Consider the following 19,762-nt stretch of genomic DNA (forward strand, 5'->3'; position numbering starts at 1 on the left):
ATTATTTTCCTCGTTTAAGGTGTTTCTGGAAGAATCGGTTCTCCGGCAACATCATCTAGGCGGATGCTGCCTAACAAATTTCGCCACTCTGCTTTCAGTGCTGCATCTTGAGGATTTTTTTGACGCAGTTCAGCCAACGTCGTCAGTGCCTCATACCATATTCCATTTTGGGCATAGATAGCATAGCGCTTTATAGGTTCTGCCGTTTCTATTTCTTTGCTTATTGGTTGGCTCAGATTAACTCGTTTTATTACCCCTTCAACAAAACTTGGAGGCGAGTTCTTTTGCTTGTCACAGTTAATAGTGAAAAACCAACGGTATTGTTTGTCTACTGCTAAACCGGATGCATTGCTAGGTAAAGAAACGCGGATGACTCCTGGCTTATCCGATAAAGCGATCGCTTTTTTGTATACCTCGTTAGCTTCCCCATCTTGCAGCACAAATTCAACTGTATATGGCGAATCTTTGGTATATGGCACATAGAAAAACCAACTTGGATGTTCTATTGTTGTTTGTCCCCAGACATTAATCACTGAGTTAGCTTCCTGAGTAAAGGGTACTAAAGCAGTCAAGTCAATTTTAGTAAGTGGACATGCAGCCAATTCCCCGCGCTTTGCTCCACCACGAACGCGACCTCCAGGAGGGGAGCCAGATGGAATTGGAGGTTGATTAAAGGTTTTGGCTTGAGCAAGAATCGTTTGAGCATTAGAGCGATTAGGGGTTGGTTTCGCAAGTACTGGAGTCAGATTAGCTAATAAACTTGTACAGCTAAAAGCTACTATTAAAAACAGTTTTATCGGTTGTGAATTTGAATTCATAGAAACCTGACCTCATAAAATTTTAGATTTTAGATTGGGCACAAGAGGCTGCACTTCTCTACGAGACGCTGCGCGTAGCTTGCTTCCCCGGAGGGGTACGACTACGCTCAGTTACCGAGGGGCAGAGGGGAAAAACTTACTGCAACTTCTCCCCTACTCAATACACTTGTCGGGTTTTGGGTGAAAGGGACTCATGTTAAAGGGAAAAAACCTTAGATATCGAGCCTTCCAATCCTTTTCCCCTTATCCTTTTCCCTTTAACCAAGCAGTATTGCTCCCCTACCCCTATTCCCCATTCCCCAGCCGCACTTTTGTTTTTGAATTATTATGAATTGACATCAAACTCCCTATAGCCACCAACGATAAAGCCGACGGTACAAAAGGCACCCAAGCACCTGAAATTAACAGACCAAAGCAAACTACATACAAAAGGCTAGAAGTAACACCAATTGCCAACGCCAACCAGGGTAAGGAAAGCCTGCGCCAAGCCAAGACTCCCCCAATTAAAGACCAGCCCCAAATCCAGACCACCTCTGCCCACCATGACCAAGCCCGCAGCAACGGCCGCCCATCCTGGACTGCACTAAGGATCTGGCTGACCATGTGAGCTTGTACCAGTACTCCTGGCATTTGCTCATCTAAAGGAATACCATAAGGTGTAGGCCAAGTGTCTGGAGAATCCCCTTTTGCAGTCACACCAATGAGAACAATTCGGCCTTTGATGGCGTTGGGGTTAATTGGACTAGATAAAAATTGCGTTAGCTTTACCTGTTCGGCTATTTCTTTTGAAGAACGATAGTTGAGTAAGATTTGACCGCCATTAGCATCAATATTTTGATAGCCACCAGTACGAGACTTCAGATTTGGAAAAATAGTCTTACCCAACTGCAAATTTCCTTTAGGGGTGAACTTTGTTTGAATTCCTAAAGGGCGCAGATAAAGGGATGCTAGTTGTAAACTGAAGGAATATTGGGCAGAACACAATGATGTCGTCTCCTGATTCATGAACAGAAGATGCCGACGAATAACTCCATCGCGATCGTGGATAAAGTCACTGAATCCCAGATTTTCTGGGGGAATTTCTGGTGGTGCTTTAATGCCTTTGATATTTACTGAGCGATCGCTCCCCTTGCATACGCCAACCAAGTTCTGAGTTTGCTGAAGACGAGTAATTAAATCTGGCTCTTTGGCCTTAAAATCACGGTAGATATCCAAGCCGATCGCGCGGGGTTGGTATTGATTCAGTTTTGCTAAGAGTTTATTGAGAGATTTTTCGGAAATAGAAGCTCCGATCAAGTACTCGCCATTTTGTCTTTGAATGGCTAAATCTTCATCGTCAATTGTGATGAGCAACAGTCGGGGATCGAGTCCTTCGGCAGGGCGCGATCGCATCATCAGGTCAAAGGTTTGAATCTCTGCATTTTCTAGCAATCCCAACAATCTCACGCCACAAATCAAGGCTGTAATTGCCAAACTGCATAACAAAATTCTTTTAAATGTGCGTCTGTTAAATAAAGGTAAATTTGCTTGTTCTTCATCTTCAGATTTTGTAGACCTTAATTCATCCCAAGTCGGTGGGATCTGCGCCGGATTTTGGCAAATCACTGGTAGCCAAGTTGCACAAGGAAATCTATCTTCAAGTCCTTGCAAGCGTTCCCGCGCTTGGCGTACTGCTTGATATAAAGATTCGCCACCGGCAAAGCCTTGGAGAAAATACTTTAAAAACTCCTTGGCAACTTGGTCTGGGACGGGTTCGCGCATGACGATCATTTGAGGAATTTGCAAATCAGCTAATTCTCGCGCCAATCCCAATCCATCACAGGAGTTGAATATAGCTAATTGCAAACCATTTTCAATCGCTTTTCTGAGAGCGTACTTTAACTCGCCAATGGTAAGACTATCAGTTCTATTCAGATAAATTCGTCCGCTTTCGCCATTTCCTTGACTGGAACTGTGACCAGCAAAGAAGAGAATATCCCAATTTTTTCCCCAGAGATGCTCAGTCAAGTCCTTACGTTGTGGTTCTACCAAAAAGCTCACCTCTGCATTACTACACTGTTGCAGTAAAGCTCGATCGGCTTGGGTGTCAATCCCCTTACTATTGCCCACAATTGCCAAAATATTGACTAATTGATTGAGAGAGCGTGGCTGGTGAATGCGATCGTAGGATGGTGAAGCAAGGGCAATTTCAGCTTTGGGATAGCGTTCTAATAAGTCCCACAGATGCCAGGGTAATAGCTGCAATTGGCTATTTTCTGTTTGCAGAATTACCCGTACTTCGTCGCTGGATGATAATCTTTCTAACCATTTTTCCCTCAACGGGCGAAACTCCTCTGCTCGCAGCCAGGTATTAAAGCGTGCCCGCAAAATATGAGAAGCGTTTTCGCAGTCTTGAATCATTGATACATTCGTCACCTGCATTTGGTCAGCATGGAGGCGATAACGATTGCCTATCTGGCGATAACTAGACTGCCAATGACTATAATAGAGCGGCATTTCCGGGAATGAAGGGAGCCTCCCGGTGATTTCGGTTGTAGCACGCTCGTGTTCTTCACCAATTTGGAGGGTGACAGCAAACCCTTGCTCAAAACTACCCTCTCCGAATTTGATTGCCACTAACTTACCCATAACCGTTGCTATCTCCCTGTGCCATATCGTGCCCTGTTCTAATGTCCGATCGCAAGCTCCATAAGCGTCTACAGATTTTTTTCAAAATCCCTAAAAGCTGGCTTGGATTTTTAATTTTTAATTTTTAATTAATGAGTTATCTCTTAATAAAGTACCGATAAAAAGGGAAGATAGCTACATATTTCAAATTCGGAAATATTCGGTAATGCTGGTATTATCCAAGGCTACTCTAACGCTAAATTCTTCTGTGGGTTCACCACGAAACTTCAACTGAATGTAGTTGTCTGATTTTCTAGATTGAGCATCTAGAAATACTGCTCCTGAACTATCTATAACAGTGAGATGAACTCCTGGTGGCAAGTAGATTTGATTTCCAGTGGCGTGCAATTGGAGATGAATACTAGTTTGTCGATCTTTTTCGGGGCTGATTTCCACAATCAACATCACAGGTTGGTTGTAAATTTGGATACCAAAATCAATTACTTTTGCCCGTTTAGTAATTGATTCTGGTTGTTTGAGGCTATCTAATTCCAAAGTTTCAACACTGCGAAAGGCATAAGTTGGTCTGAATTCCGGCACGTTCCATAGCGATTCAATAGTCTCCCAGCCCGTCTCAAATATACCAGCAAACCACTGACTCAAATTCACTAATGAATTAACTGGGGATTGACGCAGTTCCCAGATGTGGTCAATAAAAGCTTCCAATGGTTGCAGTTGCGCTAAAGGAACTGTTTCAGTTGCCACACTAGGGATAAAACCAAGCAGCCTTGCTTCTTCAAGCGATTCATCAAATTGAACTATTAAATAACCCACCCGCTCTTCCCAAGTTTCTGGAGGAATAGAACATATCTGCTGATGCAGATGCACGGGGCGACACTCCAGACGGCCAATTGAGGGCACTTCTAAATCAGCGACATCCCCACAAAGGCGCATGATGGAGTTCCAACTGTCACTAGCTTGAAGATCGGTAGGAATATCCATCATCTGCAAGTAATCATTTACCACCCATACAGCTAAAGTATTCAGCCGGACTTGCTCTGCTTTTTCCGGATTTGGCTGCTGGTTAGCAAATTGCTGGGCAGTTATGCGAGCTGTTTGGGAAATTGGCAATGTTAAAGCGAAATCGTTTAGCTGATAGGTGGAGTTATTCATAAGTCAATTTCTAGGGATCAATGCTGCTATGTATATATCACCCACATTTAATAAATTTATGCCACAAAATTGAATATTGGAAAAAGAGAATTGGGGATTGGGGATTAGGTAAAAATATCCCATAAAATTAAAAGATTGTATATTGAAATGATCTAGCAAATAGAGCTTTTGAGTATTTATACTTTTATCAAGATAGCTTCAAGCTGCTAAAAGCGGTTTATCAACTAGCAGATAGTTTGCCAAATTTTGAGCGGACAATTTGAGCGATCAATTACAAAGATCGGCTTCCCAAATCACAACCAATTGCCAATCAATACATAGGCAGACCAAAAGCTTGGCGCTCTGTAGTTGGGATGTTTCAGCAGTTGTAGCTGGGCACGATGGACTGCTTCGGCTTTGGTGATTTTGCCACTCTCGAGTTCTCGATAGAAGGCACTAACAAACATTGCTGTTGATTCATCATCAATTTGCCACAGGGAAGCGATGGTACTACGTGCCCCAGCTCGGACAGCTGCTCCTGCTAGTCCGAGTGCTGCACGGCTGTCTCCTGTTGCTGTTTGGCAAGCACTCAAAACTAATAGTTCTACTACAGTTTTACCCTGACTACGAAAGAGAGTATCAAAATCTTTGACATTGATCTGACCATCGAAATCTAAAATAAAAGTGTCTTCGAGGCGGGAACTAAACTGACCGTGGGTTGCCAAATGCACTATGTTGAATGAAGTAGCACCAATTTCACTTTCCAAATTTTTTTTCTTAAAATCTCCATCCAATAGGCTGGTTGTCGAAACTCCTGCTTTAGCAATCCCGTCAAATTCAGATTTAATTGCCAGTAATGGTGCAAACTTGGAAAATCCTGGCGGTGGCTGAGTCAGTCCTGCGGTTAGCGCTCTCAGCTGCTGTTTTACCAGCGGTTTCGGGTCGAGGAGTTGTAGACCGACGCTTAGGGCGATCGCATATTTCTCTACTAAATATTGTTTACCATCGTAGAGAGCTGCCATTGGTAAATTGCGTAATGGGCCATCTAAGACGAAGACTAACGTATCGACGCTACTCTTTTGCAATTGTGACTCAATGGGTTTAAGCAGCCAACTGTAAACTTCTTGTAATTGGGTTTGGACGATCTTAGTAGCAGTTGGATCGACAAGATTTCTTCGCAGTTCTATTAAGAGTTTCTCTACTTTGGCTTGGGAAATCTTGGTACTGTAGCTTTGCAGAGGTTGTGTAGGAATTTTGACAATTACCTGGAGTTGATCACGAAGAATAATTGGGTAAAGGATGGCAGCCTTGGAATTATCTTTGTCTACTACTCGATCGAGGGCTACTTTCTGACCTTGCAGACAAGCTTCCTGAAAGAAGTCGTCTAATTCTGCTAGTTGGAGTGCTTCAATCCGTTCGCGTGCTTTCTCCAATATTTTTTCATTTGGTTTTCCTTTTTGAGATTGCAGTAGTAACTCCACTGACTGGCGGTAGACGGGTTCTACACTGTCTCGGAAGTCAAATTGCACATCCTGGTTCACTACATCTTTATTGACTACTAAATCTTTGCGGAGAGACTCAAGAGTGTTTACAGCAGCATCATAAGCAGCGATCGCACCATTAATATCTTTTTGTGCCCAAAGCAATCTACCTAACTGCCACTCCAAGCTATAAGTAATTTCTGGTGCATTGCTACTCTGTGCCAAAGCTAATCCTTGTTTGGTCAGGTCTTGCGCTTCTGACCACTGTCTGGTTTCTTCGTACAAGCCGCCTAAACTCTTCAGAGCATAAGCCTCTGCCCGCTTGTCTCCTAAATTGCGGGATTGCTGGATGGCACTAGCGAGTAACTTTGCTGAGTCTTTTGTACTTAATCCTAAGTAAGAACTCTGACTTGATGCTTGTAATCCACCACTCTTGACTTTTGCTAAACTTTGTGAAAGGTTAACCTGAGCGTAAATACTCGCACGGCTGAGGGGAAGTTGCTTGAGGTGGGACTCAATGGACGGCAAAAGAGTTTGAACCTTTGCCCATTCTTTACCTTTAATCAATAGTCCCAGGTGATTGAGTTGCGCTTGAACTTTTGTCAGGGGTGAGGGAGATACTGCAACTGTTTGTTGATAATAGGCGATCGCCTGTTCCTTTTGGTTTTGTTTACGGGCATTATTCCCCAAGCTGAACAGACTAGCCCCAATATCAGCGCTTGATTTGAGATTTTGAGCAATTATCAGGCTTTCTTCTAATGCTTCGCGTGACTTTTTCAAATCGCCCAATACCAAAAGGGCATCACCGAGCGATCGCAAACTCACTGTCTTTTCTAGAGAATCTGGTTGAGATTTTAACGTCTGACTTATTCGATCAAGGCTTTTGAACGCTCGCGGGTAAAATCCTTGGGTGCGCCAGGCCTGTGCTTGATTAATTAGCGATCGCACCACGCCACTTTGATTATCTGCTTGTTTGTAAATTTCTTCTGTCTGCTGCCAAGTTGCCAAAGCCGCCTCGGACTTTCCCATTGCCAATTGCAGACGACCTTGAATATCTAGTGATTGGGCAAATATTTGCAGATTTTGGTTTTTATCCTGTCCTTGAAGTAAATTTAAGCTTTCTGTAATTGCCTGCTGCGCCTGACTCCATGCACCGAGTTGTTGGTAAGCTAAAGAAAGATTACTCAGTGTAACTGCTAATGCGAGGTTCTCCCCTTGCTGCTTATATATTTGGACAGCCTGTTGTAACACTTCTACAGCGTTGGCAAATTTGCCGTTACTGTATAAAACTTTGCCCTCCTGTAGGAGTGAGGCGGCATCAGTGGGTACAGTCAGCGATGTTAAACTATTTATTGGCAGTTGGGATGAAGAATTGATTGAGCCAGGAACTTTTGCTAGCACTGGTGAACCGACAATGCATAGCAAAGCGACTAGGAAGTACAAAGGCAAACGTAAAAAGTGAGCTAGGGAAGTGAGCCAGCGAGTCTTTGCGGTTTCCCGACTCCTGCTTTTATTGGGAAAATTCGCGCCAAAAATCCTAGTTGTTTTAGCCATAAGCATGACGAGAGGTAGGAGATAACCAGAAACACATAGGATGAACTATTAGGCTAACAGGGTAATGTTACCATTCTCATCCCTCACCTATCTTTGAGCTTCCACAATTTTATTATTTATGGCGATCGCAGAACTATGAGCAAAAAAGGCACAAAAAACGCCGAGACTAAAAATATCTCAGAAAAATGAGGTCAGGGCTGACTCTAGCATTAGACTTCTGGGCATTTGTCGGGAAAAGGGTAAGGGGGAAGGGGGAAAGGTTCTGTATTGTCCCCTTCCCCTTTAACATGAACCCCTTTTTCCCCTCTTGCAAAAAGCACTTTTGCAAGAGACTCCATGAGCTGCGCTCACAAGGAACAATGAAAATGATCTTGGAACGATTTTGCGTTGTTTCAGCCTCTATTTTCAAGGCAGGTCTATTGTATCTTGTCTGGATATCGTACAAATTTGCTGTGACATAAAAGCCATTTGTTTTTGAATTTTCAATTATTTAACTATTGAGTTCTTCATCATGTTCAGCCACCTCAGATTTATCTTGTAATGGCTTCACTACCCGTGCGATCGCTTCCTGAATAAAAGCTTTAATAAATTCATCTCTGCGATTAATCTGAAACTGTCGCTGTACAACTTCCGTCATTCCACCATCACCCCAATCTTGATCGTGACGAAAATATTCAATAAAACTTTTACCAGCAATTCGCGTTAAATAAGCTGCTGTCACGCCTTGAATTGCTCTACCAATAATAAAGGTGGCAACATTGAGTTGTAACGCTGTAGATAATAATTGAATTGCTCCTTTAACAATGCCCAAACTAGCGATGGTTTTTGCTAAAGAAAGAGCTAATTCTCGTCCCCGTTCCATATTCAATTCACAGCCATACACTCTACCAATTTCCACAACCATTTGAGCGTTGACTGCGGCTGTCGCCAATAAATCTACAACTGGTATCGGCGTGACTGATACCACACCAGCGCCAATCCATTGAAATCGTTCTACGATTTTGTCAGCTTGACGGCGACGCTGGCCATCGATGAGCTTTCGCGCCTCGTCTCCCAATCGCAGAGATTGTAAAAGAATGTTATCCGCCACCAAATCTTCACCTTCGGCACGTAAAACAGCAGCCGTGCGCCGCAGCAACGGAACAATATCCGGTTCCGGTTGGAAGGTTTCGCCAGTTTCGAGTTGTGCAGGTTGAGGATTAGCAGCGATCGCTACCACATCATTAGTAGCAATAAATCCCCGTACCCGTTGACGCAATCTCGCAAGGATGGATTCTTTATCTTCGTCTGTATATAAATCAGTTTTGTTGAGAACAAGGAGCGATCGCTTGCCAATTTCTGCCAACCCCCGCAACGGCTCATATTCTGAACGCCGTAAATCATTATCTACCACAAACAACAGTAAATCTGCTTCTGTTGCCAGTTCTCGCGCCATCTGTTCGCGTTCCGTTCCCGCCACCCCTGCTTCTAAAATCCCCGGCGTATCTGTAATTAAAATTTTGCGTTCTAATCCCTTCAACCGCAGACAATAGGTTTCTCCAACCTGAGTTGTACCCATCGGTGCATCTACTTGACCGACCATGCGTCCCATAATCGCATTAACTAGAGAAGTTTTACCAGCACTCCCCGTACCAAATACCACTACTTGAATTTCACCCCGTGCGAGGTTGGCTTCAATCTCTCGCGATCGACTTAATAAAGCTTGACGTGTGACTTCATCTTGAATTTGCGCTACCTGTTGCCGTACAGCCTGGAGAGTTGTAGAAGCTGCGTCAGATTTGCCAGCCGGAATTTGGGCCGCAGTCGCTCGCTTCGGATTGCGACGCGAGCGCTTTTCCCCGGATCTCATCACCAATACATAATAAACAAAAGCTGCAACCAAGGCTCCAATCAGGATAATCAGCAACAACAGCAGTAAATTGCCTAGCAACGGCGAATAGGATAATTGCCAATAGAGGCGTGACAGGGAATCAATTAGCCATAGGGCTAGCCCCAAAATGACGATCAGACCGACAATCAACGTTACTATGCGTGACAGAGGCATGGCTGGGAAGGTTTAGTAAGTATTCAGTAGGCAGATGCTTCTAATCTTAATAGTTTCAGCATTTTTTACCAGAGTAGTGAGAAGGAGGGAGGGGGCAAAGGGGTAGAGGAGCAGGGGGTAGGAGGAAAACAGGCTTTCTTGATAAAGCAATAAGGCTCACTCCATTTTTTTGCATCCTTAAAAAATTGCAACAATATAAAAATGCAATATCAATATTTCAAGAAGTTTTAGTATGCAGACTATTACCAAAAAGTCAACAAATAAATCCTGGGCTGGTGCGATCGCAGAACCAGCAAAAGAATTTCCCCTTACTAAACTGTCAATTATTTCTGGCAAAATCCCAGATGGCTTGCGTGGCAGTCTTTACCGCAATGGCCCCGCACGGCTAGAACGCGGTGGCGCTCGTGTTGGACACTGGTTTGATGGAGATGGGGCAATTCTCGGCGTCCATTTCACAGATGCAGGAGTTACCGGAGTCTATCGCTATGTGCAAACAGCAGAATATCAAGCTGAAACTCAAGCAGATAGGTTTCTTTATGGTGTCTATGGGATGCATCCACCAGGCCCCATCTGGAAGCGCTGGGGTCAACAGATCAAGAATGCAGCGAATACCTCAGTGTTGGCTTTACCTGATAAATTGTTAGCTTTATGGGAAGCAACCAATCCTTATGCCCTTGATTTGCAAACTTTAGAAACGAAGGGATTGGATGATTTAGGTGCTTTAGATAACGGATTACCTTATTCTGCTCATTACAAGCGTGATTCACAAACAGGCGAGATTTTTAACTTTGGCATCAGTATCGGCAGTTCTGTACAACTAAATCTCTACAAAAGCGATGCTACTGGCAAAATTATCCAAAAAACTGCTTTTAAGCTAGATCGCTACTCGATAATGCATGATTTTGTTTTAACTCAAAGGTATCTGGTGTTTTTCATGCCACCGATGCGGATGAAAAAGCTATCACTTTTACTAGGTTTGACTACCTTTAGTGAATCTCTGTTGTGGGAACCTCAGTTAGGAACCCAAGTGTTAATCTTTGACCGGGAAAACTTATCTTTAGTTAGTCGTGGCGAAACCGATCCTTGGTTCAATTGGCATTTTGGCAACGGCTATGAAGATGAAGACGGTTCCGTAATTCTGGACATGGTGCGATATGCAGATTTTCCGCAAACTAATGAATTTCTGAGAGAATTTGCAAGTGGTGAGACGCACACAGTTCCTAGAGGAACATTGTGGCAAGTTCGCCTCAATCCTAAAACTGGCAAAGTCACAGCAATACAGGAAGTTGTCAACCGCAAGTGTGAATTTCCTGTAGTGCAGCGATCGCAAGTTGGGCAACCTTGTCGCTATACTTATGTATCATTAATGCCCCAAAGAGGGGATACAGACAAAGAATGGTTCGGTGCGATCGCCCGCTTCGACTATAAAACCGAAACCCTCACTGAAGCAGACTTAGGAGAAAACCGCTATGCTTCAGAACCCATCCACGCCCAAGATGCCCAAAACCCTGAGCAAGGCTGGGTGCTAACTGTTGTATACGATGGTAATTCTCATAGTAGTGAAGTTTGGGTATTTGATAGCGATCGCCTGGATGCAGAACCCATTTGCAAACTAGGATTACCTAGCGTTATTCCCCACGGCTTCCACGGCACTTGGAACCCAGCTTAACAATTTGGGCAATGAAGCAGGGGGGCAAGGGAGCAGGGGAGCAGGAGAGAAGTTGCAGTAAGTTTTTCCCCTCTGCCCCTCTGCTCCTCTGCCCCTCTGCCTTTTTCCCATGCCCAATTCGCTCTAATCTTTGATAATTGCTAAGTGTAAAAACGTAGTATCCTACATATTGGTATCTAAAAATAAGTCCAAAATCATGAGGAGAAACCCTATAGCATTACTAATTAGCGGAGTGATTGTCAGCTTTGGACTGTCATCATTGTTAGCTCAAGCACAACAAAAGGTTTCTGATGCCCAAGTCGCGGCAATGGTAGAGGCGCTGCGACTAGCTGCACCGCAAACCGGCATCGCAAATGATGGACTTTACAGTGAATTAAAACATGACTAAGCTGATTGAATACGAAGAAGCCAGCGACGAAGTACGTGCAGTGTATGACGACATCCGCGTTACACGTCAGAATGACTACATTAATAATTTCTGGAAAGCCATAGCTAACCATCCTCCCACCCTGCAACGAACGTGGCAAACTGTAAAGGAAGTGATGACCAGCCCTGGTGAGATCGATCCACTGATGCGCGAACTGATTTACATTGCTGTGAGTGCGACCAATGGCTGTGAGTATTGTATCGCCTCACACACAGCGGCAGCGCGTGCCAAGGGTATGAATGATACTATGTTCGGGGAGCTAATGGCGATCGCAGCTACTGCCAATATGACCAATCGCCTCGCCAATGGCTATCAAATTCCGGTGGACGATAAATTCAAGACGTAGGAGTTTAACCTTGTCTATCTCTACTTAAAAATAAGGTTTAGCAGAATCATTTACTATGCCCAAGGTTCAGATTAACGGGATTGATTTGTTCTACGACATTAAGGGAACGGGTGAGCCTTTGCTATTAATAGCTGGCTTTCTTTGCGATCATGCCTATTGGTCGCTGATTATGCCATCGCTGGTTTCGCAGTATCAAGTCATTCGCTTGGATAACCGAGGTATGGGGAGAAGTTCTGCTGCCGAAAACCCCTATAGTCTAAAGCAGATGGCTAGTGACGTTGCAGTATTGCTCGATCGCATCGGCATTGATCGGGTGCATTTAGCAGGTCATTCAATGGGTAGTCAGATAGCCCAAGAGTTAGTGTTAGCACACCCTGAAAAGGTAAAAAGTCTGATACTACTCTCATCTTTGGCAAAAGGTGATGCATTATTCAACAGCATCATTGAAACTTGGGGCGAACTTCCTAGTAATGTAGACCTAAAACTTTACGAAAAAGTCATATTGCCCTGGATATTTACAGATGCCTTCTACTCAATTCCTGACATGATCGAAGGTCTGATTGAATTTGCGATCAGATATCCTTTCCCACCTGCAACTCATTCACTTTATCATCACAGCCAAGCCATCCTTAGTAGTGACACAATAGACCGCCTCCAACAAATTCATTGTCCTACCTTAGTTATGGTTGGTAAACAAGATATTCTCACTCCGCTAAAGTTTTCCCAGCAACTTGCTCAAGGTATTCCCAATGCTGAACTTGTAGTCATCGAACGTGGTGGTCACGGCTTCTTGATTGAGTCGCCGGATGCTGTGGTTGCAGCCATGCTCAATTTCCTGGGGAAGTTGAAGCCAGCTTATAGCAATTTTTGATTCTTAAGAGAATTTTTCAAAGCCTCCACCGCCAGGAGTTTCTATCACAAAAACATCCCCAGTTTTCATCTCTACTGTTGCCGTGCTGTCTAAATTTTCTTCCATTCCATTCTGACGTTGTATCCAGTTTCGTCCTACTTTTCCTGCTTCCCCACCATTCAATCCAAAGGGAGGAACAAGCCGATGACCAGAGAGAATATTAGCTGTCATCGGTTCAAGAAATCGAATGCGGCGGACAACTCCATTACCACCCGAATATTTTCCTTTGCCACCGCTATCGAGACGAAGACTAAAGCTTTCTAAAAGTACAGGATAACGGGTTTCTAAAACTTCTGGATCGGTCAAACGGGAGTTAGTCATGTGAGAATGAACACCATCAGTACCATCAAAATCAATCCCCGCCCCAGAGCCACCGCAGATAGTTTCATAATATTGATACTGCTCATTACCAAAAGTAAAATTATTCATCGTTCCTTGAGAAGCAGCCATAACACCCAAAGCGCCATATAAAGCATCGACAATAGTTTGAGAAGTCTCTACATTACCTGCAACTACTGCGGCTGGATAGGTTGGGTTGAGCATACAGCCAACCGGGATAATAATTTCTAGAGGATTAAGACACCCAGCATTGAGAGGAATATTATCATCAACTAAAGTACGGAAGACATATAAGACTGCTGCTTGAGTTACAGCTTTGGGAGCATTAAAATTACTATTTAGTTGTAGAGAAGTCCCAGTAAAATCAATAGTAGCACTGCGGTTTTCTGGGTGAATCGTCACTTTAACTTTAATTTGTGCATTATTATCCATTTTATAAGTAAATAAGCCATCCTTGAGAACTGCGATCGCACGTCTAACAGACTCCTCAGCATTAGCTTGTACAAATGTCATATAAGCTTGAACAGTCTCAATCCCGTATTGTAAAACCATTTTACAAAGTTCTTGAACTCCCCGTTCATTTGCAGCAATTTTGGCTTTAAAATCAGCGATATTTTGATCGGGGTTACGAGCAGGATAAGTATGATTTGCAAGGTGCTGTCTGACTGCGGTTTCTCGAAAATTTCCCTCTTCAACCAAGAGAAAATTATCAAAAAGAATTCCTTCTTCTTCCACTGTGGTACTGTGTGGAGGCATAGAACCGGGAGTAATTCCACCGATATCTGCTTGATGTCCGCGAGAAGCAACAAAAAATAGGGGGGTAGGGAATAAAGTATTTTCACTATTTTCCAAAAAAACAGGGGTAATTGCAGTGACATCAGGAAGGTGTGTACCGCCGTTATAGGGGTTATTAGATAGATAGACATTTCCCAGTTTTAGGGTGTCGCCTTTATCATTAATTAAACTGCGGACACTTTCACTCATTGAGCCTAAATGTACGGGTATATGGGGAGCATTTGCTACTAATAATCCCGATGAATTAAAAATAGCACAAGAAAAATCCAGCCTCTCTTTGATATTCACTGATGTCGCTGTATTTTGTAACACAATTCCCATTTGTTCGGCGATAAATTGATAGAGATTTCTGAATATTTCTAAGCGGATAGGATCGGGTTGAGTTGTTGTGTACATTTATAATTCCTTAGAAAATTGTGTAGTAATCGCTTAAGCGCTTTTTTAAACACTTCAGTATTTACTACTAGCTTTCACTATCTATTTGGACGGGAGCGAAATGTGCAAAATTTCCCCTATTGTAGATAATCCGGCGTGGGTGTAAATTCGCTCTTACTCTTGATGTGTATTTGCTCCGTATCACGTTGCTGTTTTACTGCGAGGCGCATATATGACTGAATGTGAGAGTCCATGAATGGATAGCCTTTTGATTGTAAAACCGTATTGAGCTTAGTCTAGCGAGAGTTAGCATTTTCCAGCACAACAGCCTGTTTATAGACGCTGTAAAATTAGATGATTGTGTTTAGTTAATCTCGCCTGCCAGTTAGGCTCAACTACAATTGTGCTAATTTTTTCGATAATAATCGCAGGCCCATTAATACTATCTTCTGGTTGTAAATCTTCCCTTCGATAAACAGGAGCATTATGCCATCTATCAGCAGTAAACATCTTGACTGTCTCAACAGATACAGGGACTTCATCTAAAGAACGGGTACGAATAATTAAAGGTTCTTCGGGAGTATCCATTCTTTGAATTACTTCCACTGAAACAGATTCGACAATTAAGTTTTTATCTAATTGAATGAAACCATAGCGAAATTGATGCTCAGTTTCAAATTGTTGTCGCATTCCTGCTACTTCATCGGCAAAATTAACAGTCAAGATGGAGTTAGTACCCTCGTATTTTAAGTTAGCTTTTCGGATTAATTCTACTTGAATTGGTATTTCATCTATTTCACTTCTAGCTTGAGTTTCTAAATATTCCATTAACTGCTGTAATTTAGGGATTAATGCTTGAGTTAAAGGTTGTTCAACTCCTCCTTCTCTAATTGCCCGTACATCAGCTAATCCCATTCCATAAGCAGAGAGAACTCCAGCGTAAGGATGAAGAAATATTTTTTTCATTCCTAAAGTATCGGCAACTAAACAAGCAACTTGCCCGCCTGCACCGCCAAAACAACAAAGCACATATTGGCTGACATCATAACCCCGTTGGAGACTGATTTTTTTAATTGCGTTTGCCATATTTTCCACTGCGATCGCAATAAATCCTGCGGCTACTTGTTCGGGAGTACAATCATTTAATGTAGCGGCTTGAATATCTTGGGTTAATTGTGTAAATTTTTGAATAACAAGATCTTTATCTAAAGGTAAATTGCCATCAATGCCAAAAACCGAGGGAAAATATTGTGGGTGAATTTTACCTAACATTACATTGGCATCAGTAACCGCTAATGGCCCGCCACGCCGATAACAAGCAGGGCCAGGATTTGAACCAGCAGATTTAGGGCCGACACGATAACTAGAACCATCAAAAAAGAGAACTGAACCACCACCAGCAGCAATGGTATTAATTGCTAATACAGGAACTCGCATTCGCGCCCCAGCAATTTCCGAATCTAGTTGTCGTTCATACTCTCCTTTAAAGTGGGCAACATCTGTACTTGTCCCTCCCATATCAAAGGTAATAACTAACTCAAAACCTGCCCTTTTACTAGTTTGAACTGCGCCAACAATACCGCCAGCCGGGCCGCTTAAAATACTATCTTTGCCTTGAAATTGTTCAGCTGCAACTAAACCCCCGTTAGATTTCATAAACATTAATTTGACGTTGGGTAACTGATTCGCTACTTGGTTAACGTAGCGACGCAGAATAGGAGTTAGATAAGCATCGACTACTGTTGTATCTCCCCGGCTAACCAACTTCATCAAAGGACTAACTCGATGGGATACAGATATTTGAGTAAAGCCGATTTCTTGGGCAAGCTGGGCTATTTGTTGTTCGTGTTTAGGATAGCGATCGCTGTGCATAAAAACAATAGCACAACTCCGAATTCCTGTATGGTAAACTGCTTGTAAGTCATCTTTAGCTTGTTCAATATTTATCGGTATTAATTCATTGCCATGAGCATCATAACGTTCATCAATCTCAATCACCTGCTCATAAAGCATCGTTGGTAAAATTATATGACGGGCAAAGATGTTAGGACGGTTTTGGTAGCCAATTCGCAGCGCATCTTGAAATCCTTTGGTGATGAGAAGAACAACCCTGTCTCCCTTTCTTTCTAACAGTGCATTTGTTGCTACTGTTGTCCCCATTTTTACCACTTCTATCACTTCAGTAGGAATAGGTTCGTTGCTAGCAATACCCATGATATCTCGAATACCTTGGATAGCTGCATCTTGATATTGTTCGGGATTTTCTGAAAGTATTTTGTAGACTATAATCCATTCCTGATTAGGTAGAGGGACAATTAAAAAACGCTCAGGATGTTTTGAAAGTCTATCGATAATTGCTTGATTATTCGTAACAGCAACAATATCTGTGAATGTACCACCACGGTCAGCAAAAACCTTCAACATTACTCTGTTTCCTGTATAATCATGAAAAATTACGAAATAGCTCTAAGAGGATGTTTGAAAAGTCGTGATTGATGTATCAAATATTTTTTACCCCTCCCTAACCCTCCCCGTATGTATTGGGGAGGGAACCGGATTTTTCTTGTTTCCCCCCTTTACAAGGGGGGACTAAGGGGGGTGATTAAAATCACAGTCAAACACTTTTCAAACATCCTCTAATATCCGTTGTCAATTAATATTCATCTACAAATTGAGGATGAACCCAGAGAAATTCGCGGCGTTTGTTTTGTACCCGCACTAAACCACCAAAACTAGGATCTTTTTCTTTCAATAAGGCGTGTAATTCTCGCAAAATCGAGCCTTGAGCGCGGATTGCATCGCCTTCTAAGAATGAGGCATCGCTCTTGGACTTTCCAGCCAAAGCCATATCACTTCCCTTCAAAGTAGACTCGATGCTTTTCTGTCCTAAATCGAGTTGTTCTTCAATGGCTTTGTAGGTGGTATCATCTAGTATAAATTTAGTTGCCGAACCTGCCACAGGTAAGACTAAGCTCAAAGTTCCAGTCAAAATTCTGAGATAGGGGACTGCCTTGGTGAACCACTCACGCGGCAAGTCTAATTCATAGACTCCCTTTTTCTTGTCGTTGGGATTTAAGGCTGGAAGTGGCTGACGTGCGTGTTCGCACCAGAGGGTGAGTTGAAACTTCGCACTAATCCATTTGGGGCGATCGAAAAATTTCGGATCGATAGGCTTAAAACTGAACAGGCGCGGGCCGTCTTTTGCTTCATCGGTGAGCATCTGCATTAGTTCTGCAAACTGCTGATCGACTTGGCTTAAAATGGTGCGTTGCTCCTGAGATAATACCTGAAAGCGTGCTTGATCTAGGCGATCGTACATAACCAAATCTTGGCGGATGACGTTTAACTCGTCTTTCACAATGTCTCGGAACTGCTCAATGCCAATTTCTTGGGATGGGGGTTGAGCAGTTGGCGCGTTATTCAGCAATTGATCGATGTTTTGCCATTCGCCACACCCGGAAATGGGACACGGGAATTCATGGCGATTTTTCTTTTTGCTTTCAATTAGTTTTTGTACCTCAAACAGTCCGTTTCCAGGGGCATTCATACCGCAAGTTTCAATGCAGGGAACCATCACGTTACAACGCAATCCTTCCCAGAAATTCTCGACTAGCCATTTAATCTCTTCTGTAAGATAGGACAGAAACCTTTCAGGATAAGCTGCCCGCACCGTGATTTTTACATCAGTGCCAACATACTCCAGCAATGCCCGACCGTTGTAGTCATTGTCCAGCATTAAGCCCCGTTGCCAATGGATGCTGTTTTCGTAATTCGCCCGTCCCAGTGAGTATTTGTGCAACCGAACAATCAACTGGTAAAACAATCCTTCTGCAACTGCAAACTGTCCGCGACTGTCCACAATGCGGCAGATTTGTATCTGTTGTCTGTCTCCAGTTTCCGGTTGCTCTCCCCAATTGGGCAATGGCTCTGGGCGTGTGTCGGGAACGAGTTGAGCAATGAGGCTGGTATTACTAGGTTCTGACGGATCGAATACCACTTTGTAGGATAAATCAAAGCGTTCCATCAATCGCAGAAAGACCGGATGGAGTTTTTTCGGGTAGCCTTCTTCTCCTGCAAATGGCGGATGGCTCCACAACTGGCTGAGATGCTGAAATTCTACCAAACCGTTGCGTTTGCGTGTCGTTTCATCATCCAGCACGAAGCTGATCGCCTTTGCCAGCCAGTCGGGTTTGAGGATGACGATATCGCGCAGTGTTAGGTCGTAATGGTAATGGATGAAATGCCCTAGTGTATGGGAGATGCGAAGGAACAGTTCTGCTTGCTTTTCATCGATTCCTTGTTCAGCGCAGATGGCAATAACATCATTGTAGGGGAGATAGGCTTTGTCACTTGTCTGCAAGGTTTCCCGCACTCGCTGCCACTTTGCTGGAACGGAACGCCCCATTTCGGGAAGAGATGCGGCAACACGAGCAATAGTATCTTTTAATTCTGCAAGACCAGTGCAATGCGTCGTATCCTGGTTGGGTTTGCTGTCTACATGGAAGAAATCGATTACCGTATCTTTGCCGAATTGATCGAGAATTTTTTGTCTGTTAATGTCTGGTTGTCGCTGTCCGGGGCCGCCGTGGGTTGCAACTACTAACACTTTTGCATCCGGTTCCCGATTTTTGATCAGCGTAATCCACTCTTGGACAAAGCCTTGTTGGGGGCCTTCTCGTGGTTTCCAGATAACGAGATACACGGCTGGCGCACTGAAAAACAATTGGTGCGTTGATCGATAAACCCGTTGACCGCCAAAATCCCAAGCATTAAGTGATATCTCTGTACCATTGTTGGGATCGGTGACAATTACAGGCTTAATCTCAATCCCGTGAGTTGTGGGGCGACCATCCACCCATTCATCCCCCCGCAATGCTCCTAACAGACAACTCTTACCCACTTTACCCTCGCCAATTAGGATCAGTTTGGCTTCATTCAGAGTTATCTGTGCTTCTGCCTTTGCCCGCAGGTATTGCAAAACAGTTTCTGTGCCTTGTTCGTAAGCAGCTGCAAGGTCAGGGTTAAGAGGGTTGTTGTTGAGCAAAAGAATTTCCAACTGAGTCAGGGATGCGATCGCTTCTGGCAGTTCGGTCAGTTGGTTGTAGGAGAGATCAAACCCTTGCAACTGAGTCAGGGATGTGATTGCTTCTGGCAGTTCGGTCAGTTGATTTTTGTCGAGGGCAAGCGTTTGTAACTGGGTCAGGGATGCGATCACCTTTGGCAGTTGGGTCAGTCGGTTCATGGA

Annotated in this window: 12 protein-coding genes; 4 read left to right on the forward strand and 8 right to left on the reverse strand. The window is 43.5% G+C overall.

Translation table 11 applies throughout. The annotated features are described in order from the left end of the window. Nucleotides 1-14: 14 nt before the first annotated feature. The 5 genes from RMY16_RS15935 to RMY16_RS15955 all read right to left on the reverse strand — a co-directional run bounded on the left by RMY16_RS15935 (nt 15) and on the right by RMY16_RS15955 (nt 9,656). Complete coding sequence (locus RMY16_RS15935; RefSeq protein WP_322737217.1) at nt 15-818, reverse strand: DUF928 domain-containing protein; 804 nt, start codon at nt 816-818, stop codon at nt 15-17. A gap of 285 nt (nt 819-1,103) precedes the next feature. Further along, complete coding sequence (locus RMY16_RS15940) at nt 1,104-3,446, reverse strand: CHASE2 domain-containing protein (protein WP_322737218.1); 2,343 nt, start codon at nt 3,444-3,446, stop codon at nt 1,104-1,106. Nucleotides 3,447-3,629: 183 nt separating this feature from the next. After that, a complete protein-coding gene (locus RMY16_RS15945) occupies nt 3,630-4,598 on the reverse strand; it encodes a DUF1822 family protein (protein WP_322737219.1) in 969 nt (322 codons plus the stop codon). Between the two features lie 293 nt (nt 4,599-4,891). Then, nucleotides 4,892-7,612 (reverse strand): CHAT domain-containing protein, encoded by a 2,721-nt coding sequence (locus tag RMY16_RS15950; protein WP_322737220.1) that lies wholly within the window; start codon nt 7,610-7,612, stop codon nt 4,892-4,894. 490 nt (nt 7,613-8,102) lie between these two features. Further along, a complete protein-coding gene (locus RMY16_RS15955) occupies nt 8,103-9,656 on the reverse strand; it encodes a GTP-binding protein (RefSeq protein WP_322663270.1) in 1,554 nt (517 codons plus the stop codon). A gap of 232 nt (nt 9,657-9,888) precedes the next feature. On the opposite strand from RMY16_RS15955, the gene RMY16_RS15960 reads away from it, so the two are divergent. From RMY16_RS15960 to RMY16_RS15975, 4 genes are all read left to right on the forward strand, one after another. Beyond that, nucleotides 9,889-11,325, forward strand: coding sequence for a carotenoid oxygenase family protein (locus RMY16_RS15960; RefSeq protein ID WP_322737221.1), 1,437 nt, complete (start codon nt 9,889-9,891; stop codon nt 11,323-11,325). A 196-nt stretch (nt 11,326-11,521) separates the two neighbouring features. Continuing rightward, complete coding sequence (locus RMY16_RS15965; RefSeq protein ID WP_322737229.1) at nt 11,522-11,713, forward strand: hypothetical protein; 192 nt, start codon at nt 11,522-11,524, stop codon at nt 11,711-11,713. Beyond that, nucleotides 11,706-12,098 (forward strand): carboxymuconolactone decarboxylase family protein, encoded by a 393-nt coding sequence (locus tag RMY16_RS15970; RefSeq protein WP_322737222.1) that lies wholly within the window; start codon nt 11,706-11,708, stop codon nt 12,096-12,098. The genes RMY16_RS15965 and RMY16_RS15970 overlap by 8 nt, the downstream gene beginning before the upstream one ends. A 55-nt stretch (nt 12,099-12,153) precedes the next feature. Beyond that, on the forward strand, nt 12,154-12,969 hold the full coding sequence (locus tag RMY16_RS15975) for an alpha/beta hydrolase (protein ID WP_322737223.1): 816 nt from the start codon (nt 12,154-12,156) through the stop codon (nt 12,967-12,969). A 3-nt stretch (nt 12,970-12,972) separates the two neighbouring features. On the opposite strand, the gene RMY16_RS15980 is transcribed toward RMY16_RS15975, so the two are convergent. The 3 genes from RMY16_RS15980 to RMY16_RS15990 all read right to left on the reverse strand — a co-directional run. Beyond that, a complete protein-coding gene (locus RMY16_RS15980; protein ID WP_322737224.1) occupies nt 12,973-14,538 on the reverse strand; it encodes a hydantoinase B/oxoprolinase family protein in 1,566 nt (521 codons plus the stop codon). 312 nt (nt 14,539-14,850) lie between these two features. Further along, nucleotides 14,851-16,941, reverse strand: coding sequence for a hydantoinase/oxoprolinase family protein (locus RMY16_RS15985; protein ID WP_322737225.1), 2,091 nt, complete (start codon nt 16,939-16,941; stop codon nt 14,851-14,853). Between the two features lie 229 nt (nt 16,942-17,170). After that, nucleotides 17,171-19,762: COR domain-containing protein (locus RMY16_RS15990; protein ID WP_322737226.1), on the reverse strand; the 2,592-nt coding region annotated here is incomplete at its 5' end.

Source organism: Nostoc sp. DedQUE12b, from assembly GCF_034530835.1.
Taxonomy (GTDB): Bacteria; Cyanobacteriota; Cyanobacteriia; order Cyanobacteriales; family Nostocaceae; genus Nostoc.